A 25,048-nucleotide genomic window follows, 5' to 3' on the forward strand; every position below is an offset into this window, starting at 1 on the left:
CGTGGGCTTCGTGAGCCGGGCTGAGCCCGGGTCGGCCCGTGGGCTCCGTGAACTGGGCTGAGCAGGGATCGGCTTGTGGGCTCCGCGAGCCGGACCCTGCCGGCCCGCGGACGCCGGACCCGGGCCGCCCCGGCCCGCGAGCCTCCGTGGCAGACCTCAGTCGGAGACGGCCTTCGCCGAGACGACCTTGTCGACGGTGACACGCACCAGGAGCTCTCCCGGGACGCCGTTGCGCGCCCCGAACTCCTCGGCGCGCTCCTCGCCCATGTACCGTCCCCCGATCCGGGCCGCCCAGTGGCGCAAATCAGCGAGGTCCTCGGACACCCGGGCCCGGCCCTGGACCACCACGAACTCGAACGGCGGGCGGTCGTCGTCCACGCACAGCGCGACCCGTCCGTCGCGCCGCAGATTGCGGCCCTTGACGGATTCCTTGCCGGTGGTGAACACCAACTCGTCCCCGTCGAGCACGAACCAGATCGGGGCCACGTGCGGGCTACCGTCGGCCCGGACGGTGGACAGTTTGCCGGTGCGGGTGCCGTCCGAGACGAACGCCCGCCACTCCTCGTCGGTCATCTTGCGTGCCATGGCCCCATCCTCCCTTGCTCGGCGGGCCGCTCGTGGGGAAGGCTTGCAAAGAGTTCCTCCGAGCAGCGGGAGGACGGCACACGGGGAGACCGGAACATGGCGCTGAACCAGAAACTCGGCTGGCTACTGGACGATTTGACCGAGCGTGTCGGCGAAGTACGGCACGCGCTGGTGCTGTCCAACGACGGGCTGGTCACCGGAGCGAGCACCGGGCTGCGGCGCGAGGACGCCGAGCACCTGGCCGCCATCGCGTCCGGGCTGCACAGCCTGGCCAAGGGGTCCGGACGCCACTTCGGGGCCGGACAGGTCCACCAGACCATGATCGAGTTCGATGACGCGGTCCTGTTCGTCACCGCCGCGGGCACCGGAAGCTGTCTGTGCGTGCTCAGCGGCGCCCAGGCCGACATCGGGCAGATCGCCTACGAGATGACGCTGCTCGTCAACCGGGTCGGCGAGCATCTCGCAGTGGATGCCCGACAACCCGAGCGAGCACCATCCATAGATCCCTGACCTGCGACTTCGCCTCGCTCGGTGAAGTTGTCCACAGGCTTGCCACGAGATCGTCCGCGGTCGCTACGGTTTTCCCACGAGCCACGCACACAGCGTGAGCCGCCGACTCCACGGGGGAGACCGACCATGCGCGAAGACACCGTCACCCGATCCGACCATACCTGCACGACGAGCCGTGCCGCACGCGAACTGGGGCTCAAGCGCGGGGAGTTCGAGCTCGCGATGCACCTCGGTCGGATCCGCACCGTGCCGGACGAGGGCGGCGGGGGCCGCCGCGTCCCCCACGCCGAACTGGAACGTCTGCGCTCGGCACCGGGCTTCCCGGAGAGCCTGCGGCGGAGCGTGAGCGTCGTGGGCACGAGCGCGGGTGCGGACCTGATGGACGTGCCCGTCACCAGGTTCACCCGGCTCGCCCGCCTCGGCCTGATGACACCGGTGCGCTTCTACCTCAATCGCTACAGGGCCGTGGTGTGGCTGTATCTCGCCGACGAAGTCAGGCAGTTCGCGGCCGAGGAGTACAGCGCCCACCTGCTGAAAGGGCCGATGCCGAGCAGCCTGCGCGGCCAGGTCCGAGCAGGCGTCGACCTCCGCCCGCGCAACTGGCGGGGCCGCCACCTGGGATTCCTGCTCCGGCATGTCGAGGACCCCTGGCAGCGGGCCGGGGTATTCGCCGCGTTCCTCGGCCCGGGCGATCCCGTCGAGCTCGTGTCGGACCCCTACGAGCGAGCCCACCTGAACCGCTTCCGCCCGAGCCTGCCCACCCACGGCACGCCCGGCTCCCCGGCCGCGCGCGTCGGCGAAGGGATCATGAGGGCCGCCGACCCGGACGAGGTCGCCTGGCTCAAGGCCGAGCTGACCGCCGCCGTGGAGGAGGCGCGCCTGCAGTGGCCCGCCCCCCGCCCCACACCTCGGCCGACCGCAGCACCCGCGTCGCCCTCCGCATCGCTGGATCCAGGCCCCCGGTCGGGCGGGGACGACAGGATCCCGCCACCCGCGCGGGAGGCGCCACCGCGAGCCCGCACCGGACTGCTGGGACGCCTGCGACGAGGCCGGGCACGCGTCCGACGCCGCGAACCCCGACGGCAGCGGGCCTGAACGCAGCGCCCACCCAGGCTGAACGCGGCACTCACCCCGCTTACGGACAGCGCCCCTCGGGCTTGAACGCCGGCCCGCCTACAGCGCCCTGAACAGCCCTTCCTGAACGACCGAGACGAGCAGACGGCCCTGCAGGTCGTAGATCCTGCCCCGGGCCAGACCGCGCCCGCCCGTGGCGATCGGCGACTCCTGGTCGTAGAGGAACCACTCGTCCGCGCGGAACGGCCGGTGGAACCACATCGCGTGGTCCAGCGACGCCATGTCGAAGCCGCGCGGCCCCCACAGCGGTTCGACCGGGATGCGCACCGCGTCGAGAAGGGTCATGTCACTGGCGTAGGTCAGCGCGCAGGTGTGCACGAGCGGGTCCTCGCCCAGCGGCCCGACCGCGCGCATCCACACCGCGCTGCGTGCATCGGCGCCCTGGACCTCTTCCTTGGTCCAGCGCAACCGGTCCACATAGCGGATGTCGAAGGGCTGACGGCGTGCCATCCGCTCCAGCTGTTCGGGCAACGCGCCCAGATGCTCCCGGAGCTCGTCCGCGACCGTCGGCAGGGACTCCGGGTCCGGCACCTTGCGGGCCGGCGGCAACTGGTGCTCGAAGCCCCCTTCCTCGGGCTTGTGAAAGGAGGCGGTGAGATTGAAGATCGTGCGGCCCTGCTGCACGGCGGTGACCCGGCGCGTCGTGAACGACCGCCCGTCCCGCACCCGTTCCACCTGGTACACGATCGGCACCCCGGGCCGTCCCGGCCGCAGGAAGTACGCGTGCAGGGAGTGCACGGGGCGGTCACCCTCCGTGGTGCGCCCGGCGGCGACCAGCGCCTGGCCCGCCACCTGGCCGCCGAAGACCCGCTGGAGGGACTCCTCGGGACTGCGGCCACGGAAGATGTTGACCTCGATCTGCTCCAGGTCGAGCAGGGCTACGAGACTCTCGGCCGGGTTCGTCATGCGTGCTTGTCTCCTGTGGTCACAGCTGGCCGACGTCCGTCACACGGACGACCGCGCGTCCCTCCGCGTCGGAGGCCGTGAGGTCGACCTCCGCGCTGATGCCCCAGTCGTGGTCCCCGTTCGGGTCGTCGAAGATCTGCCGGACACGCCACAGGCGGTTCTGCGGCTCCTCCTCGATGACGAGCAGCTTGGGGCCCCGCGCGTTCGGGCCGGTGCCGAGATCCTCGTACTCGTCCCAGTACTTGTCCATCGCCTCGCCCCAGGCGTCGGCGTCCCAGCCGGACTCGGCGTCCATCTCGCCCAGTTCGCCGACCTGGTCGAGCGCGGCCAGCTCCACGCGCCGGAACATGGCGTTGCGGACCAGCACCCGGAACGCACGCGCGTTGGCGGTGACCGGCTTGACCTCGTCGGCCTTCTCCTGGGCCTCCTCGGCGGTCATCTCCTCCGGGTTGGCGAGCTGCTCCCACTCGTCCAGCAGACTGGAGTCGACCTGGCGGACCATCTCGCCGAGCCACTCGATCAGATCCTGGAGGTCCTCGGACTTCAGGTCGTCGGGCACGGTGTGGTCGAGAGCCTTGTAGGCACTGGCGAGGTAGCGCAGCACGATGCCCTCGGTCCGGGCCAGCTCGTAGTGGCTCACCAGCTCAGTGAAGGTCAGGGCCCGCTCGTACATGTCCCGGATGACGGACTTCGGGGACAGCGGATGGTCGCCCACCCAGGGGTGGCTCTTGCGGTACGTGTCGTACGCGTGGAAGAGCAGCTCCTCCAGCGGCTTGGGGTAGGTGACGTCCTGGAGGCGCTCCATGCGCTCCTCGTACTCGACGCCGTCCGCCTTCATCAAGGCCACGGCCTCGCCGCGCGCCTTGTTCTGCTGGGCGGCGAGGATCTGGCGCGGGTCGTCGAGCGTGGACTCCACGACCGACACCATGTCCAGGGCGTAGGAGGGCGATTCGGGGTCGAGGAGTTCGAAGGCCGCCAGCGCGAAGGTGGACAGCGGCTGGTTGAGGGCAAAGTCCTGCTGGAGGTCGACGGTGAGCCGGACGATACGGCCCTCGGCGTCGGGCTCGTCGAGCTTCTCGACGATGCCGCCGTCCAGCAGCGAGCGGTAGATGGCGATCGCCCGCCGGATGTGGCGCAGTTGCTGCTTGCGCGGCTCGTGGTTGTCCTCCAGCAGATGCCGCATGCCCTCGAAGGCGTTGCCGGGACGGGCGATGACCGACAGCAGCATCGTGTGGGTCACCCGGAACCGGGAGGTCAGCGGCTCCGGCTCGGAGGCGATCAGCCTCTCGAAGGTGTCGTCGCTCCAGGCCACGAAGCCCTCGGGCGCCTTCTTGCGGACCACCTTGCGACGCTTCTTCGGGTCGTCGCCCGCCTTGGCGAGCGCCTTGTCGTTCTCGATGACGTGCTCGGGAGCCTGGGCCACGACGAAGCCCGCCGTGTCGAAACCGGCCCGGCCGGCCCGGCCCGCGATCTGGTGGAACTCACGGGCGCGCAGCGTGCGCACCCGGCTGCCGTCGTACTTGGTCAGGGCGGTGAACAGCACCGTGCGGATGGGCACGTTGACACCGACACCCAGGGTGTCGGTGCCGCAGATCACCTTCAGCAGGCCCGCCTGCGCGAGCTTCTCCACCAGGCGTCGGTACTTGGGCAGCATGCCGGCGTGGTGCACACCGATGCCGTGCCGCACGTAGCGGGAGAGATTCTGGCCGAACTTGGTGGTGAAGCGGAAGTTGCCGATCAGCTCGGCGATCTGCTCCTTCTCCTGCTTCGAGCACATGTTGATGCTCATCAGTGCCTGGGCCCGCTCGACGGCCTGCGCCTGGGTGAAATGCACGATGTACACGGGCGCCTGCTGGGTCTGGAGCAGCTCGGTGAGCGTCTCCGTCAGGGGGACGCGCTCGTACTCGTAGGACAGCGGCACCGGGCGGGTCGCGGAGCGGACCAGCGAGGTGGGGCGGCCGGTGCGCCGGGTGAGGTCCTTCTCGAACATCGAGACGTCGCCGAGCGTGGCGGACATCAGGATGAACTGCGCCTGCGGCAGCTCCAGCAGCGGGATCTGCCAGGCCCAGCCGCGGTCCTGCTCGGCGTAGAAGTGGAACTCGTCCATGACGACCTGGCCGACGTCGGCGCCCTTGCCGTCGCGCAGCGCGATCGAGGCGAGCACCTCCGCGGTGCAGCAGATGACCGGCGCGTCCGCGTTGACGGAGGCGTCGCCGGTGAGCATGCCGACGTTCTCGGTGCCGAAGAGTTTGCACAGTTCGAAGAACTTCTCCGACACCAGCGCCTTGATAGGAGCCGTGTAGAAGGTGACCTCGTCGCGGGCGAGCGCGGCGAAGTGGGCGCCCGCGGCGATCATGCTCTTGCCGGAGCCGGTGGGCGTCGACACGATCACGTTCGCGCCGGACACCACCTCGATCAGCGCCTCCTCCTGGTGGGGGTAGAGCGTGAGACCCCGCTCCTGGGCCCACGACTCGAAGGCTTCGTAGAGGGCGTCGGGGTCTGCGGTCGGCGGGAGCTGATCGATGAGGGTCACGCCCCCATCTTGCCTGGCCTCCGGCCCGATGGGGGAATCGGATGCCCGCACGAAGATCGCTACCGCTACGCTGTGGCGCCGACGTGGCGTCAGTCCACGCGGTCAACTGGACAGCGGCACATGAGGGACGGGGCGGGCAACGGCGATGATGGGACCAGCACACTCACTCTCGGGCGCCGCGGCCTGGCTCGGGGTCGGCGCGGCAGCCGCCGCGGCCGGGCACACGATGCCCTGGCCGGTCCTTCTGGTCGGTTCGCTGCTCTGCGCCGGCGCGGCACTCGCCCCGGACCTGGATCACAAGGCGGCGACCATCTCGCGCGCCTTCGGCCCGATCTCGCGCGGTCTGTGCGAGATCGTGGACAAGCTCTCCCACTCCGTCTACAAGGCGACCCGCAAGCCGGGCGACGCGCGCCGCTCCGGCGGGCACCGCACCCTGACGCACACCTGGGTGTGGGCCGTGCTGATCGGCGCGGGCACCTCGGTGCTGGCGATCACGGGCGGTCGCTGGGCGGTCCTGGCGATCCTCTTCGTGCACATGGTGCTGGCGATCGAGGGCCTGCTGTGGCGGGCGGCCCGGGGATCGAGCAGCGATGTACTGGTGTGGCTGCTGGCGGCGACCAGCGCGTGGATCCTCGCCGGAGTGCTGGACAAGCCGGGGAACGGGGCGGACTGGCTGTTCACGACTCCGGGCCAGGAGTATCTGTGGCTGGGTCTGCCGATCGTGCTCGGCGCCCTGGTGCACGACATCGGGGACGCCCTGACCGTGTCGGGATGCCCGATCCTGTGGCCGATCCCGGTGGGCCGCAAGCGCTGGTACCCGATCGGACCGCCGAAGGGCTTGCGGTTCCGCGCGGGCAGCTGGGTGGAGCTCAAGGTGCTGATGCCGCTGTTCATGCTGCTCGGCGGAGTGGGCTGCGCGGCCGCGCTCAACGTCATCTGACCGCTCGGCGGCCTCCCGGGGGCGGGCGCCCGCGTCGGTCAGGCGCTCCCGCCGGGCTCGCCCTCGCCGTAACGGCGCTCGAACCGGGCGATGCGGCCCTCCGTGTCCACGGTGCGCGCCTTGCCCGTGTAGAAGGGGTGGCTCTCGGAGGAGATCTCCACGTCCACGACCGGGTAGGTCTCGCCGTCGTCCCACTCGATGGTCCGGTCGCTGGTCGCGGTGGACCGGGTGAGGAAGGCGTAACCGGCGGCGCGGTCGCGGAAGACGACGGGCCGGTAGTCGGGGTGCTCGTCCTTCGGCATCAGGGCTCCTGGTGCGGTGGGGGAAGGTGCTCGGGAGCGCGGTCAGCCGGACAGCGCCTCCTCGTCGACGATGTGCATGGCCGCCTCCTCGGCGGAGGCCGCCGCACCGTCGATGCCGACGTCCGTGGCGACGAGCGCGCTCTCCTCGTCCTCGTGGGCACCCTCGTCGGGGGCCACGAGCCGGCCCGAGCGGACCGCGCCGACCTCGTTGTCCAGCGGTTCGCCGTCCGCGTCACGGTCACCGATGCCGTCCCCGTCGGCCTCGGCCACCTCCGGTATCTCCTCGGCGAGGCGCTGGTCCAGGGTCTCGCCCTGACTGCGCTCGGCCGCCGTCACGCCGGTGTGCTCCACCGCCCAGGGCCGCTCCGGAGGGGACCAGCCGCGGTCGAGGGGGTCGCCGACACCGTCGTCGACCAGGGTGTCCTCCGCGTCGAGCAGGCCCGCGTCGTCCTGGACCTCGGACCCGTCGGGCTGGTAGACGTCGTCTCCCCATCCGTCGGCGCTGTTCACGGGTACCTCCAGGGGCTGGGGACGGTGCCGTTCCCACCTCGGGCCGCGAGGTGTCGCAGCCGCGCGGGGCGCGGACCCGAGCCGTCTCGGCGTCACCTGGCCTACGGGTGCTCCCGCGACCGGTGCCGCTTTCCAGACTTCCACCCTTGGTCGGGCCCGCGCAACGCCACGGCCCCGGGCCGCTCCCGGCCCGGGATCCGTCACCCGTGCCAGGAGCGCCAGAGCGCCGCGTACGCCCCGTCGGCCGCGACCAGTTCGTCATGACTGCCCAGCTCGCTGATGCGGCCGTTCTCGACGACGGCGATGAGGTCGGCGTCATGGGCCGTGTGGAGGCGGTGGGCGATCGCGATGACCGTACGGCCGTCCAGGACGCGGGCCAGGGACCGCTCCAGGTGCCGGGCCGCCCGGGGGTCGAGCAGCGAGGTCGCCTCGTCCAGGACGAGGGTGTGCGGATCTGCCAGCACGAGCCGGGCGAGCGCGATCTGCTGGGCCTGCGCGGGAGTGAGGACGAAGCCGCCCGAGCCGACCTCGGTGTCCAGCCCCTCGTCGAGGGCGCGGACCCAGCCGTCTGCGTCGACCGCGCCGAGGGCCGCCCACAGCTCGGCGTCGACGGCGCTCTCGGACCCCTTCCGCGCGGCCGTACGGTCCGCGTCGTCCACGACCCTCTTCCCGGCAGCCGCACCGGCCATGTCGTTCGCACCGTCAGCGGGCACCCGCTGCCGCGGCACCGCCAGCAGCAGGTTGTCGCGCAGAGAGCCCACGAAGACGTGGTGTTCCTGGTTGACCAGGGCGACGTGGGAACGGACGCGTTCCGCGGGCATGCGGGAGAGCTCGGCGCCGCCCAGGGTGACATGGCCCGTCCGGGGCGCGTAGATCCCGGCGAGCAGCCTGCCCAGCGTGGACTTGCCCGCGCCGGAGGGGCCGACGAGGGCCAGCCTGGTGCCCGGCGCGACGGCCAGGGACACCTTGCGCAGGACGTCGACGCCTTCCAGGTAGCCGAAGTGCACCCGGTCCGCGTCGACGTGCCGGCCCTCGGGGGCGACCGAGGCGTCACCGGCCTCCGGCTCGATGTCCCGGACACCGACGAGGCGGGCCAGCGACACCTGGGCCACCTGGAGCTCGTCGTACCAGCGCAGGATGAGCCCGACGGGGTCGACCAGCATCTGGGCGATGAGCGCGCCGGTGGTCAGCTGGCCTATGTCGATCCAGCCCTCCAGGACGAACACCCCGCCGAACATCAGCACCGAGCCCAGCACGGTCACATGGGTGATGTCGACGACCGGGAAGAGCACCGACCGCAGCCACAGCGTGTACCGCTCCCAGGCCGTCCACTCCCTTACCCGCTGGTCGGACAGAGCGACCCGCCGCGTGCCCAGGCGGTGGGCCTCGACGGTGTGCCCGGCGTCCACGGTCTCGGCGAGCGCGGCGGCCACGGCGGCGTACCCGGCGGACTCCGACCGGTAGGCGGCGGGCGCCCGCTTGAAGTACCAGCGGCAGCCGATCACCAGCAGCGGCACGGCGACCAGCACGGCGGCCGCGAGCGGCGGGGCCGTGACCACCAGGCCGCCCAGCAGCAGCGCCGCCCACACCACGCCGATGGCCAGCTGAGGGACGGCCTCGCGCATGGCGTTGGCGAGCCGGTCGATGTCGGTGGTGATCCGGGACAGCAGATCACCCGTCCCGGCGCGCTCCAGGACACCGGGCGGCAGCCCGACCGAGCGCACCAGGAAGTCCTCGCGCAGGTCGGCCAGCATCCGCTCGCCGAGCATCGCCCCGCGCAGCCGCACCTCGCGCACGAACACCGCCTGGACGAGCAGCGCGACGACGAACAGCGTGACGGTCGGCCCGAGACGGAGTTCGCGGGTGCCGTCGGAGACACGCTCGACGAGATCGCCCAGCAGGTAGGGCCCGACCATCGAGGCGACCACGGCGAGGGTGTTGACGCCGACGAGCAGCAGGAAGGCGCGGCGGTGCCGCTCGAACAGTTCGCGCACGTACGCGCGCACGGTCGCGGGGGCGCCGACGGGCAGGGTGTTCGCCGTCGTCGGGGCCGCCGGGTCGTATGCCGGTGGCGCCACGCCGATCATGCTGTCTCCTCGATCTCTTCCAGGGCGTGCCGCAGCACGGCCCGCCCGTCCCGGACAGCGCCCGGGAGCAGTTCGTCGTCGGTCTCGCGGGTGACCACCGCGCGGTACCGGGGTTCCTTGTGCAGGAGCTCGCGGTGCAGGCCCACCGCCGCGACCTCGCCCTCGTGGACGAGGACGACCCGGTCCAGCAGCAGGGGCGAGGAGGTGAACACGACCGTCGTGCGTCCGGTGCGCAGTTCCCGCATCCCCTGGGCGATCCGGGCCTCGGTGTGGGAGTCGACGGCGGACGTCGGCTCGTCCAGGACGAGCACCTCGGGGTCGGTGGTCAGGGACCGGGCCAGGGCGAGGCGTTGGCGCTGGCCACCGGAGAGCGAGCGCCCCCGTTCGGTGATCCGCGCGTCCATCGCGTCCTCGACGTCGAGCGACCCCTGCACGAGAGCCGCCAGCACGTCCTCGCACTGCGCCGCGGCCAGCGCCTCGCGGGCGTCCACGGCACCGGAGGCGGGCACCTCGAACAGTTCCCGCAGTGTGCCCGAGAGCAGCACCGGGTCCTTGTCCTGGACCAGGACGGCCGTGCGTGCGGTGTCCAGCGGCAGTTCGTCCAGCGGTACGCCGCCCAGCAGCACCGAGGTGTCCGGTTCGCCGGGGTGTCCGCCGAGCCGCTCCGCGAGCCGGCCGGCCGCGTCGGGGTCGCCGCACACGACGGCGGTGAGCCGGCCGGCCGGGGCCAGCAGCCCGGTCGCCGGGTCGTACAGATCACCGGTCGGCGGCTCGCCCGCGAGAGAGCCGCCGCCGTCCGTGGCGCGCTCCAGCGACAAGACGCGGGCTGCGCGGCGCGCGGCGGGCTTGGAGAAGGAGTACGCCATCGCGATCTCCTCGAAGTGCCGCAGCGGATAGGTGAGGATCATGACGGAGCTGTAGACGGTGACCAGTTCACCCACGGTGATGCGGCCCTCGTGGGCCAGACGCACGCCGTAGGCGACGACCGCGATCAGCAGCAGTCCGGGCAGCAGCATCTGGATCGCCGAGATCAGCGCCCACATGCGGGCACTGCGGACGGCGGCGTGGCGCACCTCCTGGGAGGCGCGGCGGTAGCGGTCGAGGAACAGCTCCTCGCCGCCGATGCCACGCAGCACGCGCAGTCCGGCCACCGTGTCGGAGGCGAGTTCGGTGGCGCGCCCCGCCTTCTCGCGCTGGTGGTCGGCCCGCCGGGCCGCCCGCGGCAGCAGCGGCAGCACCGCGAGCGCCAGCACGGGCAGGCCCACGGCGACGACCGCGCCGAGCGCGGGCTGATAGACGACCAGTCCGACGACGACGACCACGACGGTGAGCGCGGCGGCGGTGAACCGGGACATCGCCTCGACGAACCAGCCGATCTTCTCCACATCGCCGGTGGAGACGGCCACGACCTCACCCGCGGCCACCCGCCGTGTCAGCGCGGAGCCGAGCTGGGCGGCCTTGCGGGCCAGGAGTTGCTGGACGCGGGCGGCGGCGGTGATCCAGTTGGTGACGGCGGCCCGGTGCAGACCGGTGGAGCCGATCGCGTTGCCCGCGCAGGCCAGCGCGAGCAGTCCGCCGGCGAGCGCGAGCCGGGTGCCGGAGCGCGCGACGACGGCCTCCACGGCCAGACCGACACAGAAGGGCAGCACGGAGACGGACAGGAAGTGCAGCAGGCCCCAGGCCAGCGACTTCAGCTGTCCGCCCAACTGGTTCCGGCCGAGCCACCACAGGAATCGAGGCCCCGAGCGTGCGTCCGGTACGCCCGGGTCGGGATACGGAAGGTCTTGGATCTGCATGTGTCCCAGTGGCTCGTGTCAGGAGGGAGGGGGATGACGGTGTGGGGTGCCGAACACCGTCGGCGGCAACAAACCGTGAAAGGGTCGCGTCATTCCGTGGTCGCGGGCAACCGGTTTTCCGAGCGCGTCGGAGAGTCTCGATCCGTCCGGATGCCCCATTGCGGGGGCGCTCATCTGCCCGTAGAACACCGGGCATGAGAAGTCGGATCATCATGTCCATGCTCGCAGGGGTGATCCTCCTGGTGAGCGCTTTCCCCGGGGTGAGCCCGGCTCGGGCCGCTGACGTCCCCGCCGAGTTCGGCACCGACTGGCACGACCCGGTCACCGCCGCCCCGCCCGTCACCGCGCCCGCCGGGAAGACCTGTCGGGTCACGCTCGCCGAGGCGCGCTTCCGCGACTTCACGCCGTACACGGGCACGTACACCCCGCCCGCGGACTGCGGCGACCGCTGGAGCAAGGTCGTCCTGCGTCTGGACGGCAAGGTGAAGGGGCGCCAGTACGACCGCCTCGGCCACGTCCATGTCGGCGGGGTCGAAGTCCTGCGCACCTCCACCCCGCAGCCGTCCCCCGACGGCATCGAGTGGTCGGTGGAGAAGGACGTCACCCGCTACAGCGACACCTTCCGCGCCGCCCAGGACGTGGAGATGCTGATCGGGAACGTCGTCGACGGCACCTACACCGGTGTCATCGACGTCAAGGTCACGCTCACCTTCCACGCGGCGGGCCCTGCCCCGCACCCCGTCCCGGACCAGGTCCTCACCCTGACCGAAGGCGTGGACGGCACCACCCTCACCACCCCTCGCAACACCGAACGCGTCGTCGCCGAGGTGTACGCCACGGGCTCCGGCGGCGGCTGCGAGGAGTACTGGTATCTGACCGCCCCCGCCTCCGCCCCGTACTCCTGCCAGGCCGACCGCGGCCCCTACCGCGAGGTGCAGATCCGGGTGGACGGTCAACTGGCCGGAATAGCAGCCCCGTTCCCGACCGTGTGGACGGGCGGCTGGTCCAACCCCTTCCTCTGGTACGTCGTTCCGGGGCCGCGCGCCTTCGACATCAGACCGATCGAGTACGACCTGACGCCGTTCGCGGGCCTCCTCAACGACGGCCGTCCGCACCGCGTCGAGGTGTCCGTCGCCGGTGTCCCGCAGGGGCGGAGCGGCTGGAGCACTCCGGTGAACGTCCTCGTCTGGCAGGACGCCGGACGCGGCCACGTCCCCGGCGCGCTCACGTCCGTCAGGGCCGGCGTCCTGGCGAACGACTCGTCCTACACACCCGGCCCGGAGCACCGGGTCGACACCGAGGGCGGCCACACGCTGACCGTCGCCGGATACCTGGACACCTCGCACGGCAGGGTCACGACCACGGTCTCGCGCACCGTGGCCCACACCTCCGTGCACCGCTGGACCGACGGCGAGACGGTCGACGGGCTGGACGCGGTCTGGTCCGACGGCGAGACGCTGACGGTGGACGGTCGCGGCCCGGCCCGGACGACCCGCACCCACCGGACGTACACGATGCAGGGCACCACCACGGTCGGCACCGCGGACCGGCTGCGGACCGTGCTGAGCCTCGGCGACCGCGCCACGGTCGTGGAGACGCGCGGCGGCGTCCGCACGGCCTGGTCACGGCTCGACGACAGCTACCGGGGCGACGCCACGTACACGATCAACGTGCCGCGCGACCAGCGGCACGCGGTCGGCACCACGAGCGAGCGGTACCGCCTGTACGGCTCGGCGGGCTGTTACGACCGCACGCTGACGACGGTTCAGGGTGTGCTCACCGAGGACCGCCTGCGCTGCTGAGTCCTGAGGGCTGGGGGTGAACGGCAGGGGCGCGTTCCTCCGCGTCCCTGCCCGGTTCCGCACCCGGGCACGGGCTTGGAAGGGTTTCAGCACCGCCCGGCGCCGGCACCCTCCACATCCCCGTCGATCAGCGTGTCCAGCAGCCCCCGCAGCACGGCGCGCTGTTGCCCGGTGAGCGGCGCGAGGATCTCCTCCGCGGCGGCCCGGCGCGCCTCTCGCAGCTCGCGCAGCGCCTTGCGCCCGTCGTCGGTGACCTCGATACGGATCACCCGCCGGTTGGACGGGTCGGGCACCCGCCGGACCCTGCCGCTCGCCTCCAGCCCGTCGACCAGCGTCGTCACCGCGCGGGGCACCACCTCCAGCCGCTCGGCGAGATCGGCCATCCGGGGCGGGGAGCCGAAATGCGCCAGAGTGCGCAGCAGACGGGACTGGGCCGGGGTGATGCCCAGGTCACGGCGTTCCAGATGACGCTTCTGGATGCGGTGCACCCGGCGGGTGAGCCGCAGGAGTTGCTCGGCGAGCAGGCCCTCGGGATCGGGGGTGGTCATGCGGGAACAATATCAGGACGCCGTTCATTGTGAGTATAGGTAACAATGAGCTACGATCCATCAGCCGCAGTCGGCGCACCTCGCGCGAGCGGCGCGGACGCCGCACAGGGGCACGAACCGCGCCCACCTCCGCCGCACATGGACGCGACCGCGCCCCGGCGCACCGAACATGTCGAAGACCGCCGACATCCATCCCTCTCGTAGGAGCCCATGCACCCCGATCACGAACCCGACTGGAGCCCACCCGCCGACGCCGAGGAGCAGCCCCGGCAGGTGCGGCGCATTCTGGCCCTCTTCCGTCCCTACCGCGGCCGCCTGGCCGTCGTCGGCCTGCTGGTCGGCGCCTCCTCGCTGGTCTCGGTCGCCACGCCCTTCCTGCTGAAGGCGATCCTGGACACGGCGATCCCCGAGCAGCGCACCGGCCTGCTCACCCTGCTCGCGCTCGGAATGATCCTCAGCGCGGTGCTGACCAGTGTCTTCGGCGTCCTGCAGACCCTGATCTCCACCACCGTCGGCCAGCGCGTCATGCACGACCTGCGCACCGCCGTCTACGGCCGCCTCCAGCGCATGTCGCTCGCCTTCTTCACGCGCACGCGCACCGGCGAGGTGCAGTCCCGCATCGCCAACGACATCGGCGGCATGCAGGCGACGGTCACCTCCACGGCCACCTCCCTCGTCTCCAACCTCACCGGCGTCGTCGCCACCGTCGTGGCCATGCTCGCCCTCGACTGGCGCCTGACGATCGTCTCGCTGCTCCTGCTGCCGGTGTTCGTCTGGATCAGCCGCCGCGTCGGCAACGAACGCAAGAAGATCACCACCCAGCGCCAGAAGCAGATGGCCGCGATGGCCGCCACGGTCACCGAGTCGCTCTCGGTCAGCGGCATCCTGCTGGGCCGGACCATGGGCCGGGCCGAGTCGCTGACCCGGTCCTTCGCCGACGAGTCCGAGCGCCTGGTCGAGCTGGAAGTCCGCTCGAACATGGCCGGCCGCTGGCGGATGGCCGTGATCACGATCGTCATGGCCGCGATGCCCGCCGTCATCTACTGGACCGCCGGCGCCGCCCTCCATCTGGGCGGCCCCGACGTCTCGCTCGGCACGATCGTCGCCTTCGTCTCGCTCCAGCAGGGCCTGTTCCGGCCGACCGTGAGCCTGCTCGGCACGGGTGTGCAGATCCAGACCTCGCTCGCCCTGTTCCAGCGCATCTTCGAGTACCTCGACCTGCCGATCGACATCACCGAGCGCGAGCGCCCCGTGCACCTCGACCAGGTCAAGGGCGAGGTCCGCTTCGAGGACGTGGAGTTCCGGTACGACGCCAAGGGCGGCCCCCTGCTCGACGGTGTCGACGTGACCGTCCCGGCGGGGGGCAGCCTCGCGCTGGTCGGCCCGACCGGCGCGGGCAAGTCCACGCTCGGGTATCTCGTGCCGCGGCTGTACGACGTGACGGGCGGCCGGGTCACCCTCGACGGGTTCGACGTGCGCGACCTCGACTTCGACACGCTCGCGCGGGCCGTCGGGGTCGTCTCGCAGGAGACGTACCTCTTCCACGCCTCCGTCGCCGACAACCTCCGCTTCGCCAAGCCGGACGCCACCGACGAGGAACTGCGCGCGGCGGCGAAGGCGGCGCAGATCCACGAGCACATCGCGTCCCTGCCCGACGGGTACGACACGGTCGTCGGCGAGCGCGGACACCGCTTCTCCGGTGGGGAGAAGCAGCGGCTGGCCATCGCCCGCACGATCCTGCGCGACCCGCCCGTGCTCATCCTCGACGAGGCGACGAGCGCCCTGGACACCCGCACCGAGCACGCGGTCCAGGAGGCCATCGACGCACTGTCGGCGAACCGCACCACCATCACCATCGCGCACCGGCTGTCCACCATTCGGGGTGCCGACCAGATCGTGGTCCTGGACGCCGGCAGGGCGGTCGAACGGGGTACGCACGAGGAGCTGTTGGGGCTCGGCGGACGGTATGCGGCCCTCGTCCGAAGGGACGCACGACTGGAACCGACAAGATGACGATATGCCGAGTTTGTGACGTTATGCGGGTTACCGTGCCCGCATGCAGACGAACACTCCGCCACGGAGCGCGATCCGACTGACGCGCCGGGGCCGCCTCATCCTCATCGCCACCGGGGCCGCCGTGGCCGGCACCGCCGTGGCGGTGCCGCTGCTGACCCTGGGCGGCCAGGAGAAGGCCGAGCCCGCCTCGCTGGTGATCCCCGAGGGCTGGCGCGCCGGGCAGATCTACGAGGCCGTCGACAAGGCCCTGTCCCTGCCCCCGGGCACCGCCAAGAAGTCCCTGCCCAAGGCCGGGCTCAAACTGCCCGCGGACGCCGAGGGCAACCCGGAGGGCTACCTCTTCCCGGCGACCTATCCGCTCAAGGAGAAGGCCACGCCCGAGTCGCTGCTGTCGTACATGGTCGACACGGCGAACAAGAAGTTCAACGGCGCCCCCATCGCCGCCGGCGCCCAGCGCAACGCGATGAACGTCTACCAGGCCGTCACCATCGCCAGCCTCGTCCAGGCCGAGGCGGACAGCAAGGCCGACATGGGCAAGGTGGCCCGGGTGATCTTCAACCGCCTGGAGCGCGGTATGCCGCTCCAGATGGACTCGACGATCAACTACGCGCTCGGCCGAGCCACCCTCACCACCACCCAGGCCGACACCCGCCTGGACAGCCCCTACAACTCCTACCAGCGCATGGGCCTGCCACCCACGCCGATCGACAACCCCGGCGAGGACGCGATGCGCGCCGCGATCGGCCCGACGCCGGGCGACTGGCTCTACTTCGTCACGGTCAAGCCGGGCGACACCCGCTTCACGGCCGACTACGCCGAACACCAGCGCAATGTGGCCGAGTTCAACGCCCAGCAGAAGAAGGACGCGCGGCCGAAGCGCTGACCGGGCACGGCACCCGGCGCGGCCTCCTCGCCCCGCGGGGCGTCAAGTGACGACCGGTTCCCCGGCCAGCAGTCGCCTGATGTCCCGCGCGGCCGCGCGGCCGGCCCGGTTGGCGCCGATCGTGCTGGCCGACGGTCCGTACCCGACGAGGTGGATCCGCGGGTCGGCGACCGCGCGCGTGCCGTCCACCCGGATGCCGCCGCCCGGCTCGCGCAGCCTCAGCGGGGCCAGGTGGTCGATCGCGGCGCGGAACCCGGTCGCCCACAGGATGACGTCGGCCGCCATCTCACGGCCGTCGTCCCAGGCCACACCCTGCGGTGTGATCCGGTCGAACACCGGCTGGCGGTCCAGGACCCCGTCCCGCAGCCCCTGCCGGATCGCGTCGTTGAGCGGCAGTCCCGTCACCGACACCACGCTCTGCGGCGGCAGCCCCTGCCGCACGCGCTCCTCGACCAGCGACACCGCCGCGCGGCCCACGTTCTCGTCGAAGGGGCCCTCGCGGAAGACCGGTGACCGCCGGGTGACCCAGGTCGTGGCCGCCGCGTACGGGGCGATCTCCAGCAGATGCTGCGTCCCCGAGGCGCCCCCGCCCACCACCACGACGCGCCGACCGGCGAACTCCTCGGGACCCGGGTACTGCGCGGTGTGCAACTGCCGCCCCCGGAAGGTCTCCTGACCCGGATAGCGCGGCCAGAAAGGGCGGTCCCACGTGCCGGTCGCGTTGATCAGCGCCCGCGTCGCCCACCTGCCGTCCGACGTCTCGACGAGCAGCCGCCCGTCCTCGCCCTCCCGGACCGCGTGCACGTCGACCGGCCGCCGTACGCGCAGGTCGAAGGTCCGCTCGTACGCCGTGAAGTACTCGGAGATCACCTCCGAGGAGGCCCGCTCCGGGGCGGCGCCGGTCAGTTCCATCCCGGGCAGGGCGTGCATCCCGTGCACCTTGCCGTACGTGAGCGAGGGCCAGCGGAACTGCCAGGCGCCGCCCGGACCAGGGGAGTGGTCCAGCACCACGAAGTCGCGCTCCGGCTCGAAACCGGTGCGGCGCAGGTGATAGGCGCTGGACAGACCCGCCTGACCAGCGCCTATGACGACGACCTCGACCTCACGTGTGTAGTTCACGCTTCTACCAACCGCGCCGAGGCCACCCGTCTTCCCGGCCGACCCGCCGAGGCCACCCGTCTTCCCGGCCGACCCGCCGAGGCCACCCGTCTTCCCGGCCGACCGCGCCCAGGTCACCCCTCTTCCCGGCCGACCTGCCGAGGCCACCCCGCTTCCCCGCCGCCCCTCCGGCACGCCGTCCCGCCGACCAGGGCGTCAGCGTCCGCCCGCCACCTCCAACGGCACCCGCCGGCCCCGCACGGGCTCCACCAGCCCCCGCGCCGCGAGTTCGGGAATCACCCCCTCCCCGAACCAGTACGCCTCCTCCAGATGCGGATAGCCGGAGAGAACGAAGTGCTCCACGCCCAGCGCGTGGTACTCCTCGATCAGATCGGCCACCTCGCCATGACTGCCGACGAGGGCCGTCCCGGCGCCCCCGCGGACGAGACCCACCCCCGCCCACAGGTTCGGATGGATCTCCAGGTCGTCGCGGGAGCCGCCGTGCAGGGCCAGCATCCGCTGCTGCCCGACCGACTCGCTGCGCCCGAGCGCCGACTGCGCGGCCGCGATCGTGTCCGCGTCGAGGTCGTCCAGAAGCCGGTGCGCGACCGCCCAGGCGTCACGCGCGGAGTCGCGCGAGATGGTGTGCAGCCGCACCCCGAACCGCACCTCACGGCCCTCCCGCTCGGCCAGCGAACGGATCCAGTCGATCTTCTCCTTGACCTGGGCCGGAGGCTCGCCCCAGGTCAGATACACATCCGCGTGCCGCGCCGCGACCGGCCCGGCCGCGGGCGAGGACCCGCCGAAGAACAGCGGCGGCACGGGAGCGGGAGGCAGCGCGGTCAGCCCGCCCTCGACGCGGTAGTGGCAGCCGTCGAAGTCGTACGGCTGCCCGGTCCACACCCCGCGGACCACCGACAGGAACTCGTCGGTGCGGGCGTACCGCTGGTCGTGGTCGAGATGGTCGCCGAAGCGCCGCTGCTCGGCGGAGTCGCCCCCGGTCACCACGTTGAGCAGCAGCCGCCCGCCGGTGAGCCGCTGATAGGTCGCGGCCATCTGCGCCGCGAGCGTCGGCGAGATCACGCCCGGCCGGAACGCGACCAGGAACTTCAGCCGCTCGGTGTACTGGGCGAGCGCCACCGTGGTCAGCCACGCGTCCTCGCACCAGGTGCCGGTGGGGGTGAGCACCGCCTCGAAACCCAACTGCTCGGCGGCCTTGGCGATCTGGGCGAGATAGCCGAGGTCCGGGGCGCGCACCCCGGCGGCGGTGGCCGTGCCGCGGGTGCCGCCGACGCCCGTGGGGCCGGGCCCGTAGGCGTGCCGGTCGACGAGGGTGCGGCCGTCGCCGCCGGTCGGCAGGAACCAGTGCAGACGGACCGTCATCGGGACTCCTTCGAGGGGCGCGGGGCGGTGGTGGAAGGGGGCAGGTCGCCGTTGAAGCGGTCGTCGACGAAGTCGGCGAAGTCGATCCGGAACAGGCCCGAGAGCAGGGCGAGTCCGGTGCCCACGAGCGTGCCCAGCAGCAGTCCGGCCGCGACCCGCCGCAGCGAGGTGCCCATCGCCGAGGGCAGTGAGCCGTCGGCGATCAGCTCCCGGCCGACCTCGGCGATCCGGCCCGGCGAGGCCAGCCCGTCGTACGGCAGGGCGCCGGTGGAGCTCAGGAGCTGCCACAGCGCGAGCAGCAGTACCGGACCTGTGGTGCGGCGCAGCCAGCGCGGGACGCGGGTGCGACGGGCGGAGGCGGGGACGATCGGTTCGAGGGCGGAGTGGGTGCCGCCGGACGGGAGTTCCCCTGATTTAGGGGATATCTCCGGCCATGGTGGGGCATGACTGATGCTCACGCGTGCTCCATGAAGAGGGGAAGGGCGCGCCCCGGCGCAGCCCTCGGCAGCGGTCAGGTCAGCGGGGACCGGGCGTGCGGGCGGGCCACGAGGCGCACAGAGAAGAGGGGGAGCCCTGAGAAGGCGTCAGCGGCCGCGGCGACACGCGGCGGAGGCCACCCGCAGCAGGTCGATGTGACCGCGCGAAGTGAGCAGGGCTGAACGCAACATGTCGCAGAACGTAGCCAGATGACGTGCTCACGGTCAACGCCGTCTCGGGGAATGGAATCGCCGTTTCAAATATCGGTCGGCCGGTCCGGCACGACGGCCCGCGCATGGGCCAGGATGGAGGGCATGCCAGATGCGTTCACCACCCATGTGCTGCACGTCGCCTCCGGATCCGTCGAGCGGATCGTCGACCTCACCGACGACTGCCAGGCATTTCTCGCACAGGTCTCCGGCGACCGCGACGGCCTGCTCAACATCTTCGTCCCGCACGCCACCGCCGGCATCGCCGTCATCGAGACGGGGGCGGGCAGCGACGACGACCTGCTCGCCGCACTGCACTCGCTGCTGCCCGCCGACGACCGCTGGCAGCACCGCCACGGCAGCCCCGGCCACGGCCGTGACCATGTGCTGCCCGCGATCGTGCCCCCGCACGCCACGCTGCCGGTCGTCGGCGGCCGTCTGGAGCTGGGCACCTGGCAGTCGGTGTGCCTGGTGGACACCAACAAGGACAGCCCCGAACGCAAGGTGCGGCTGAGCTTCCTGGCGGGGTCCTGACCCGAGAGGTCCGAGTACCGCGCGGGCCCGATGATCGAGTGGTGACCCCTGGGGCACGGGCGTACCGTCGAACGGTGGACCAGCGGTGGACGCACCGTCCACCTACCCCTCGTGACGAGGGCGTGACGCCTCATGAGCAGCCACCCGCAGCCCAGCCCCGCGACGAGCACCGCCACCCCGGAAAAGGGTGGCGGCGGCAACGCGATGGCCCTGCTGGTCATCGCGTCCTGCCAGCTGATGGTGGTGCTCGACATCACCATCGTGAACATCGCGCTGCCGGACATCCAGCGCGCCCTGGACTTCTCCACCACCAGCCTGTCCTGGGTGGTCAACGCCTACACCCTCACCTTCGGCGGACTGCTGCTGCTCGGCGGCCGGGCCGGCGACATCCTCGGGCGACGGCGGGTGTTCGTCTTCGGCGTGCTGCTCTTCGCGTTCGCCTCCCTGCTCGGCGGCTTCTCCCAGACCTCCGGCCAACTGCTCGCCGCACGCGCCCTGCAGGGCGTCGGCGGCGCCATCGCGTCCCCCACCTCCCTGGCGCTGATCAGCACCACCTTCCGCGAGGGCCCGGAACGCAACCGGGCGTTCGGCGTGTTCGCCGCGGTCTCGGCGGGCGGCGGCGCGATCGGGCTGCTGATGGGCGGAGTTCTCGTCGAGTGGCTGGACTGGCGGTGGGTGCTCTTCGTCAACGTGCCGATCGGCCTGCTGATCGCCTTCGCCACCCCTCGCTTCATCAAGGAGTCCGAGCGCCACCCCGGCCACTTCGACATCGCCGGCGCGCTCACCTCCACCGTGGGCATGGTGCTGCTCGTCTACGGCTTCATCAGAGCGGCGCAGGAAGGCTGGAGGGATCCGTGGACGCTGGCCTCGTTCGGCGCGGCCGTCGTCGTCCTCGCGGCGTTCATCGTGATCGAGCGCCGCTCCACGCAGCCGATCACGCCCCTGCACATGTTCGCCGACCGCAACCGCGCGGGCACGTACGGGATCATGCTGTGCCTGGCCGCGGCGATCTTCGGGATGTTCTTCTTCCTCACCCTGTTCGCGCAGAACGTGCTGGACTTCAGCCCGCTGGTGACCGGGTTCGCCTTCCTGCCGGTCAGCGCGGTCATCGCGGTCGGCGCGGCCCTGGCCTCGCGGTTCCTGCCCGTCTACGGCCCCAAGCCGTTCATGGTGGTCGGCGCGATCCTGGCGGCCGGGGGCCTGGCCTGGCTCACCCTGACCGACGTCCACTCCACCTACGCGGGCAGCATCCTCGGCCCGCTCCTGGTGTTCAGCCTCGGCATGGGCATGGAGTTCGTCTCGCTGACCCTGATGGCCCTGTCCAACGTCGAGACGCGTGAGACGGGCGCGGCGTCCGGCCTGCTCAACGCCACCCAGCAGGTCGGCGGCTCACTGGGCCTGTCCATCCTCGTCACCATGTTCGGGACGGCCAGCAACAACGAGGCCGACAAACAGGTCCCGCTCTTCCTCCAGCAGGCGACCCCGGCCGAGCGGCTGCGCTTCGAGCGGACCGGGCAGCTGCCGCCGCCCTACTCGGACGAGATCCTCGCCGCGGGTGTGTCCTCCGCGTTCCTCATGGCGGCGATCTTCGCCGTGGTGGCCGCGATCATCGCCGTGATCGTCATCCAGGTACGCCCGTCCGACCTGGAGCGGCTCCAGGGCGGCGGCATGGGCCCCGGCCCCGGGTGACGCGGTGACCGGGGCCGAGGGACGAACGCGTCAGGAGAACAGCAGCTTCCAGGTCAGCGGACCCGGGGAACCGTCGGCGTCGCCGCGCAGCTCCGGACGGGATTTCTGGAAGTCGCGCACGTTGAGCCGGTCGGCCTCGCCCCAGGACCGGCTCGGCCCGACCTTGTAGTGGTCGCCGAAGCCCCGTTTGACCAGCTGTTTGCCCAGCGTCAGCACATGGTCGTTCACGGCGCCCTCGCCGAAGAACTTACGGCCCGGGAACACCGGGATCTTCGACTTGCCCGGCTTCGGCTTGGGCTTCGGCTTGGGCTTCGGCTCCGCGTCCGCCGGCGGCTCGGCCGGCGGTTCCTCCAGATCCAGATCCGCCCGGGCGCGCCGCAGGATCTCGACGATGTCGATCGCGCCGGGGTCGCCGTGCTCGTTCTCGGGGACGTGCATATGGCCGCACACCCCCGAGAAGGCGCCCCACTTGGCGTTGCTCATGCGCTGGCCGTTCTTGCTGCCGGAGGAGGTGGGGTAGGCGGGCCACGCCTTCGGCCCGCTCAGCGGCACGCCGTGCTCCTCGTGCATCCACGACAGGAACCGCGCGACGCCCTCCAGCGCCCAGTCCGGGGCCTCCGGCCAGAACAGGTGCCGTCGGCCGGCGTCCTTCCACTTGCGGTGGGTCTTGGGGTCGCAGGTGCCGACCAGTTCGACCTGGCAGACGTTGAGCGTGTTCGTCTCGACGCCGCCCTTGAGATTCTGCAGGGCCCGGGAGGAGCCCTCGATGTCGAAGTGCTGGAACCACCGCAGCCGCTTCGCCTCGAAGTCGGGCACCGCGGTCAGGTTCGGGGCGGCCCCGCCGCCGCCGTAGTCGGGCAGGTTCGTTCCCTCGGTGGTGTGCAGGACGACGACGTTGACCTCCATCGGATCGCCGGGGAAGTCGTCCTGGTACCAGTTCGCGCGGCTGGAGCCGGGGTAGCGCTGGGGTCCGGTCTTCACACTCATGCGCAGCCTTTCGAGTCATGAGGTGCCCCGAGCGGCTCCGAGCGCGGCCCGGGGTGTCACTTGATGATGACTCAACTAACGGCAGTTGCACGTAAGGTGACCATATTCGGCATGTTTCGTCCGGCCGGTGTCAGAACCCGGTCGAGAGCGGTCAGAGGAAACGGCCGCTCGGTACCGGCCCGGACGACCTCAGGGCCGTGCGCTCGCCGCGCAGCCAGGTGCCGCGCACGGCCGTGACGAAGCCGGCGAACGCCTCGTCGAGGTCGGCCGGTGTCTCGCCGTCGCCCTCGTCGGGGAGGGGGTCGGCGCCCACGATCTCCTCGGCGATCCGTTCCTCCGGGCGCTCGTCGGCCGGCTCCCGCCCCGGCGTCCCGTCGTCGCCGACGGCCATCCGCTCACCCCAGGGCGCCACCGCCGACTGGTGCAGCAGGGCCACGCTGTCCGCCGTGACGGGCGGCGCGTCGGTCCAGCAGCTCGCATGCTCGTGCAGCACCTGTCCGGGGGCCCGCTCGTGCAGCTGCTGGAGCACCTCGGAGCCCTCGGGCGTGTCGAGCAGGCCGTTCAGGTCGTACGCGATCACGACCGTGTCCTCGCGATCCGGGGCGAAGGGCTCCGCCGGGAGGCCGAGCACACGGGCCGTGGCGAGGCCGAGAATCCGGCTGTCCCGGTCGGGCAGCAGGGACACCGACCGCGGCCGCAGCTCGGCGGCCGCCAGCAGCGTCCGCAGCCGCAGCAGACCTCGCAGGCACTGCTCCGGCGTGTCCTGGAGGAACGCGAACCGTCCGGTCATCCCCGCGCCGAAGCCGTACGGCGAGAGCGTGCCGAGGACCGTGCCGCCGATCACGTACTGCCAACCGCGCAGGTCGGACAGGTCCAGCGCGGTCGCGGTCGCGGCGGCGCGCTCCAGCATGCGGGTCTGCCGCTGGCGGGGCGGCTGCCACTGCGGGTCCTCCGGGTCGCCCAGCAGCGCGTGCTGGCGACGGGCGAGGCCGAGGTCACCGGCCATCAGGGCGTTGTAGACCAGCAGATAGCGGTCCGGCCAGGGCACGAACCGGTCCTCGTACCGGCCGAGCAGTTCGGCGGCGTCAGCGTGCCGGCCCTCGCGCTCGTACGCCGAGACCAGCTCGCGCATCACGCCGAGGGCGTCCGGGTTGGTGCGCAGCACCTCGCGCAGCGCGGGGACGGCCAGGTAGGACACGCCGCGCTCGACACAGGCGTAGCCGTAGGCGTACTGCGCCTTGGCCAGGTCCGGCCGCGCGGCCAGCTCCGTGGCCGCCTCGCGCAGGTCGTCGAAACCGGCCGCCTCCGCGGCGCGCGCGACCACGAGGCCCACCTCACCGAGCGGCAGGCTGTCGGTGTCCGACCGCAGCTGCCGCAGGGCACCGGTAGGTCACCCGAGTCCAGCAGCTCCCAGGCCTTGAGGATGTCGGGGGTCTTCGGGCGGCGATTCCTGCGCGAGAACATGCCGAAGATCATCACGGACGGAGCACACGTCCTCAAACGGATTTCCGGACCGTGGTGGACGACCTGTCGACGGAAGGCCAGGCCCGCGAGGCTCGCGTCACCGAGGGCGGTCCGGGCCCTCGGATCGCGGCGGCTGTCGTCGCGGAGTCGTCCCGTGGCCCTCGAACGGACTGGTTACCGCCGGGTGGTTTGTCGTGGTGCCTTAGTCCCGGATGAGCGGTGCAGTGTCTGGCCGGTAGTGGCCGCGGGTGTCAGGAATCCTGTCGCTCGGCCCGCTCCGCGTTCCGCTTCTTGATCCGCACGGTCTCCTTGCGCACCTCGGCCTGCGTGGCGCGCTCCTTCTCCAGCCACTCGGGCAGCTCGGACTTGACCGCCTCGATCTGCTCGGTGGTCAGTGCCTCGCTGACACCGCCACGGGCCAGGCCCGCGATGGACACGCCGAGCTTCGCCGCGACCACGGGGCGCGGGTGCGGGCCGTTCTGCCGCAGCTCGCTCAGCCAGGCGGGCGGGTTCGCCTGCAGCTCGCTCAGCTCGGCGCGCGAGACGACCCCTTCCTGGAACTCGGCGGGGGTGGCGGGCAGATACACGCCCAGCTTCTTCGCCGCGGTGGCGGGCTTCATCGTCTGGGCGGTCTGGTGCGACTTCATGCTGTCCA

General features: G+C 71.7%; 22 protein-coding genes and 1 pseudogene. 8 read left to right on the forward strand and 15 right to left on the reverse strand.

What is annotated here, in order from left to right:
- Positions 1–156: 156 nt before the first annotated feature.
- Complete coding sequence (locus tag ABZZ79_RS18795) at positions 157–585, reverse strand: PPOX class F420-dependent oxidoreductase (protein WP_356690040.1); 429 nt, start codon at positions 583–585, stop codon at positions 157–159.
- Between the two features lie 96 nt (positions 586–681).
- On the opposite strand from ABZZ79_RS18795, the gene ABZZ79_RS18800 reads away from it, so the two are divergent.
- Both ABZZ79_RS18800 and ABZZ79_RS18805 read left to right on the forward strand, forming a co-directional pair.
- On the forward strand, positions 682–1,095 hold the full coding sequence (locus ABZZ79_RS18800) for a roadblock/LC7 domain-containing protein (protein ID WP_356690041.1): 414 nt from the start codon (positions 682–684) through the stop codon (positions 1,093–1,095).
- A gap of 126 nt (positions 1,096–1,221) precedes the next feature.
- Positions 1,222–2,190: a DUF6397 family protein gene (locus ABZZ79_RS18805; protein WP_356690042.1), complete on the forward strand. Its 969-nt coding sequence runs from the start codon at positions 1,222–1,224 to the stop codon at positions 2,188–2,190.
- Positions 2,191–2,268: 78 nt separating this feature from the next.
- Here ABZZ79_RS18805 and ABZZ79_RS18810 read toward each other — a convergent pair whose 3' ends face one another.
- Together ABZZ79_RS18810 and ABZZ79_RS18815 are read right to left on the reverse strand one after the other, a co-directional pair.
- Positions 2,269–3,135 (reverse strand): acyl-CoA thioesterase II, encoded by an 867-nt coding sequence (locus tag ABZZ79_RS18810; protein WP_356690043.1) that lies wholly within the window; start codon positions 3,133–3,135, stop codon positions 2,269–2,271.
- Between the two features lie 19 nt (positions 3,136–3,154).
- Complete coding sequence (locus tag ABZZ79_RS18815) at positions 3,155–5,668, reverse strand: DUF3516 domain-containing protein (protein WP_356690044.1); 2,514 nt, start codon at positions 5,666–5,668, stop codon at positions 3,155–3,157.
- A gap of 145 nt (positions 5,669–5,813) precedes the next feature.
- On the opposite strand from ABZZ79_RS18815, the gene ABZZ79_RS18820 reads away from it, so the two are divergent.
- Complete coding sequence (locus tag ABZZ79_RS18820; protein ID WP_356690045.1) at positions 5,814–6,608, forward strand: metal-dependent hydrolase; 795 nt, start codon at positions 5,814–5,816, stop codon at positions 6,606–6,608.
- A 38-nt stretch (positions 6,609–6,646) separates the two neighbouring features.
- On the opposite strand, the gene ABZZ79_RS18825 is transcribed toward ABZZ79_RS18820, so the two are convergent.
- From ABZZ79_RS18825 to ABZZ79_RS18840, 4 genes are all read right to left on the reverse strand, one after another.
- Positions 6,647–6,910, reverse strand: a complete 264-nt coding sequence (locus ABZZ79_RS18825) for a type B 50S ribosomal protein L31 (protein ID WP_356690046.1) — start codon at positions 6,908–6,910, stop codon at positions 6,647–6,649.
- A gap of 42 nt (positions 6,911–6,952) precedes the next feature.
- Positions 6,953–7,420 (reverse strand): DUF5709 domain-containing protein, encoded by a 468-nt coding sequence (locus tag ABZZ79_RS18830; RefSeq protein ID WP_356690047.1) that lies wholly within the window; start codon positions 7,418–7,420, stop codon positions 6,953–6,955.
- A gap of 200 nt (positions 7,421–7,620) precedes the next feature.
- Positions 7,621–9,507: an ABC transporter ATP-binding protein gene (locus tag ABZZ79_RS18835; RefSeq protein ID WP_356690048.1), complete on the reverse strand. Its 1,887-nt coding sequence runs from the start codon at positions 9,505–9,507 to the stop codon at positions 7,621–7,623.
- Positions 9,504–11,303, reverse strand: coding sequence for an ABC transporter ATP-binding protein (locus ABZZ79_RS18840; protein WP_356690049.1), 1,800 nt, complete (start codon positions 11,301–11,303; stop codon positions 9,504–9,506). The genes ABZZ79_RS18835 and ABZZ79_RS18840 overlap by 4 nt, the downstream gene beginning before the upstream one ends.
- A gap of 194 nt (positions 11,304–11,497) precedes the next feature.
- On the opposite strand from ABZZ79_RS18840, the gene ABZZ79_RS18845 reads away from it, so the two are divergent.
- A complete protein-coding gene (locus ABZZ79_RS18845; protein WP_356690050.1) occupies positions 11,498–13,105 on the forward strand; it encodes a peptide-N4-asparagine amidase in 1,608 nt (535 codons plus the stop codon).
- 86 nt (positions 13,106–13,191) lie between these two features.
- Here ABZZ79_RS18845 and ABZZ79_RS18850 read toward each other — a convergent pair whose 3' ends face one another.
- The gene (locus ABZZ79_RS18850) at positions 13,192–13,653 is read right to left on the reverse strand and encodes a MarR family transcriptional regulator (RefSeq protein WP_356690051.1); all 462 of its coding nucleotides are present in this window, start codon (positions 13,651–13,653) and stop codon (positions 13,192–13,194) included.
- A gap of 210 nt (positions 13,654–13,863) precedes the next feature.
- Here ABZZ79_RS18850 and ABZZ79_RS18855 point away from each other — a divergent pair, with 210 nt between their 5' ends.
- Both ABZZ79_RS18855 and mltG read left to right on the forward strand, forming a co-directional pair.
- Positions 13,864–15,666, forward strand: a complete 1,803-nt coding sequence (locus tag ABZZ79_RS18855; protein WP_356690052.1) for an ABC transporter ATP-binding protein — start codon at positions 13,864–13,866, stop codon at positions 15,664–15,666.
- A gap of 43 nt (positions 15,667–15,709) precedes the next feature.
- Entirely contained in the window at positions 15,710–16,552 is an 843-nt protein-coding gene (gene mltG / locus ABZZ79_RS18860; protein ID WP_356690053.1) for an endolytic transglycosylase MltG, read from the forward strand.
- A 42-nt stretch (positions 16,553–16,594) separates the two neighbouring features.
- On the opposite strand, the gene ABZZ79_RS18865 is transcribed toward mltG, so the two are convergent.
- The 4 genes and pseudogenes from ABZZ79_RS18865 to ABZZ79_RS18880 form a co-directional block, all read right to left on the reverse strand.
- Complete coding sequence (locus ABZZ79_RS18865; RefSeq protein ID WP_356690054.1) at positions 16,595–17,671, reverse strand: NAD(P)-binding domain-containing protein; 1,077 nt, start codon at positions 17,669–17,671, stop codon at positions 16,595–16,597.
- A gap of 195 nt (positions 17,672–17,866) precedes the next feature.
- Positions 17,867–19,033: an LLM class flavin-dependent oxidoreductase gene (locus ABZZ79_RS18870; protein ID WP_356690087.1), complete on the reverse strand. Its 1,167-nt coding sequence runs from the start codon at positions 19,031–19,033 to the stop codon at positions 17,867–17,869.
- Between the two features lie 51 nt (positions 19,034–19,084).
- Positions 19,085–19,491: pseudogene (locus tag ABZZ79_RS18875) on the reverse strand (ABC transporter permease); the annotation flags it as partial.
- A 126-nt stretch (positions 19,492–19,617) separates the two neighbouring features.
- The gene (locus ABZZ79_RS18880) at positions 19,618–19,701 is read right to left on the reverse strand and encodes a putative leader peptide (protein ID WP_356690089.1); all 84 of its coding nucleotides are present in this window, start codon (positions 19,699–19,701) and stop codon (positions 19,618–19,620) included.
- A gap of 123 nt (positions 19,702–19,824) precedes the next feature.
- Here ABZZ79_RS18880 and ABZZ79_RS18885 point away from each other — a divergent pair, with 123 nt between their 5' ends.
- Positions 19,825–20,253, forward strand: a complete 429-nt coding sequence (locus ABZZ79_RS18885; protein WP_356690055.1) for a secondary thiamine-phosphate synthase enzyme YjbQ — start codon at positions 19,825–19,827, stop codon at positions 20,251–20,253.
- Positions 20,254–20,457: 204 nt separating this feature from the next.
- Positions 20,458–21,942: an MFS transporter gene (locus ABZZ79_RS18890; protein WP_356690091.1), complete on the forward strand. Its 1,485-nt coding sequence runs from the start codon at positions 20,458–20,460 to the stop codon at positions 21,940–21,942.
- Between the two features lie 30 nt (positions 21,943–21,972).
- Here ABZZ79_RS18890 and ABZZ79_RS18895 read toward each other — a convergent pair whose 3' ends face one another.
- The 3 genes from ABZZ79_RS18895 to ABZZ79_RS18905 form a co-directional block, all read right to left on the reverse strand.
- A complete protein-coding gene (locus ABZZ79_RS18895; RefSeq protein ID WP_356690056.1) occupies positions 21,973–22,929 on the reverse strand; it encodes a peptidoglycan-binding protein in 957 nt (318 codons plus the stop codon).
- A gap of 151 nt (positions 22,930–23,080) precedes the next feature.
- On the reverse strand, positions 23,081–24,253 hold the full coding sequence (locus tag ABZZ79_RS18900; protein WP_356690057.1) for a hypothetical protein: 1,173 nt from the start codon (positions 24,251–24,253) through the stop codon (positions 23,081–23,083).
- Positions 24,254–24,644: 391 nt separating this feature from the next.
- Entirely contained in the window at positions 24,645–25,040 is a 396-nt protein-coding gene (locus ABZZ79_RS18905) for a DUF5997 family protein (RefSeq protein WP_356690058.1), read from the reverse strand.
- Positions 25,041–25,048: the final 8 nt, after the last annotated feature.

The organism is Streptomyces sp. NPDC006458 (genome assembly GCF_040612135.1).
In the GTDB taxonomy this organism is placed as follows: Bacteria; Actinomycetota; Actinomycetes; order Streptomycetales; family Streptomycetaceae; genus Streptomyces.

Excerpts from the sequence above, each read along its gene's own strand:
- ABZZ79_RS18880 (WP_356690089.1), bottom strand. The coding sequence starts at position 19,701 with ATGTTGCGTTCAGCCCTGCTCACTTCGCGCGGTCACATCGACCTGCTG.
- ABZZ79_RS18810 (WP_356690043.1), bottom strand. The coding sequence starts at position 3,135 with ATGACGAACCCGGCCGAGAGTCTCGTAGCCCTGCTCGACCTGGAGCAG.
- ABZZ79_RS18805 (WP_356690042.1), top strand. The coding sequence starts at position 1,222 with ATGCGCGAAGACACCGTCACCCGATCCGACCATACCTGCACGACGAGC.
- ABZZ79_RS18905 (WP_356690058.1), bottom strand. The coding sequence starts at position 25,040 with ATGAAGTCGCACCAGACCGCCCAGACGATGAAGCCCGCCACCGCGGCG.
- ABZZ79_RS18840 (WP_356690049.1), bottom strand. The coding sequence starts at position 11,303 with ATGCAGATCCAAGACCTTCCGTATCCCGACCCGGGCGTACCGGACGCA.
- ABZZ79_RS18850 (WP_356690051.1), bottom strand. The coding sequence starts at position 13,653 with ATGACCACCCCCGATCCCGAGGGCCTGCTCGCCGAGCAACTCCTGCGG.
- ABZZ79_RS18835 (WP_356690048.1), bottom strand. The coding sequence starts at position 9,507 with ATGATCGGCGTGGCGCCACCGGCATACGACCCGGCGGCCCCGACGACG.
- ABZZ79_RS18825 (WP_356690046.1), bottom strand. The coding sequence starts at position 6,910 with ATGCCGAAGGACGAGCACCCCGACTACCGGCCCGTCGTCTTCCGCGAC.
- ABZZ79_RS18890 (WP_356690091.1), top strand. The coding sequence starts at position 20,458 with ATGGCCCTGCTGGTCATCGCGTCCTGCCAGCTGATGGTGGTGCTCGAC.
- ABZZ79_RS18820 (WP_356690045.1), top strand. The coding sequence starts at position 5,814 with ATGATGGGACCAGCACACTCACTCTCGGGCGCCGCGGCCTGGCTCGGG.
- ABZZ79_RS18800 (WP_356690041.1), top strand. The coding sequence starts at position 682 with ATGGCGCTGAACCAGAAACTCGGCTGGCTACTGGACGATTTGACCGAG.
- ABZZ79_RS18895 (WP_356690056.1), bottom strand. The coding sequence starts at position 22,929 with ATGAGTGTGAAGACCGGACCCCAGCGCTACCCCGGCTCCAGCCGCGCG.
- ABZZ79_RS18855 (WP_356690052.1), top strand. The coding sequence starts at position 13,864 with ATGCACCCCGATCACGAACCCGACTGGAGCCCACCCGCCGACGCCGAG.
- ABZZ79_RS18870 (WP_356690087.1), bottom strand. The coding sequence starts at position 19,033 with ATGACGGTCCGTCTGCACTGGTTCCTGCCGACCGGCGGCGACGGCCGC.
- mltG (WP_356690053.1), top strand. The coding sequence starts at position 15,710 with ATGCAGACGAACACTCCGCCACGGAGCGCGATCCGACTGACGCGCCGG.
- ABZZ79_RS18845 (WP_356690050.1), top strand. The coding sequence starts at position 11,498 with ATGAGAAGTCGGATCATCATGTCCATGCTCGCAGGGGTGATCCTCCTG.
- ABZZ79_RS18885 (WP_356690055.1), top strand. The coding sequence starts at position 19,825 with ATGCCAGATGCGTTCACCACCCATGTGCTGCACGTCGCCTCCGGATCC.
- ABZZ79_RS18795 (WP_356690040.1), bottom strand. The coding sequence starts at position 585 with ATGGCACGCAAGATGACCGACGAGGAGTGGCGGGCGTTCGTCTCGGAC.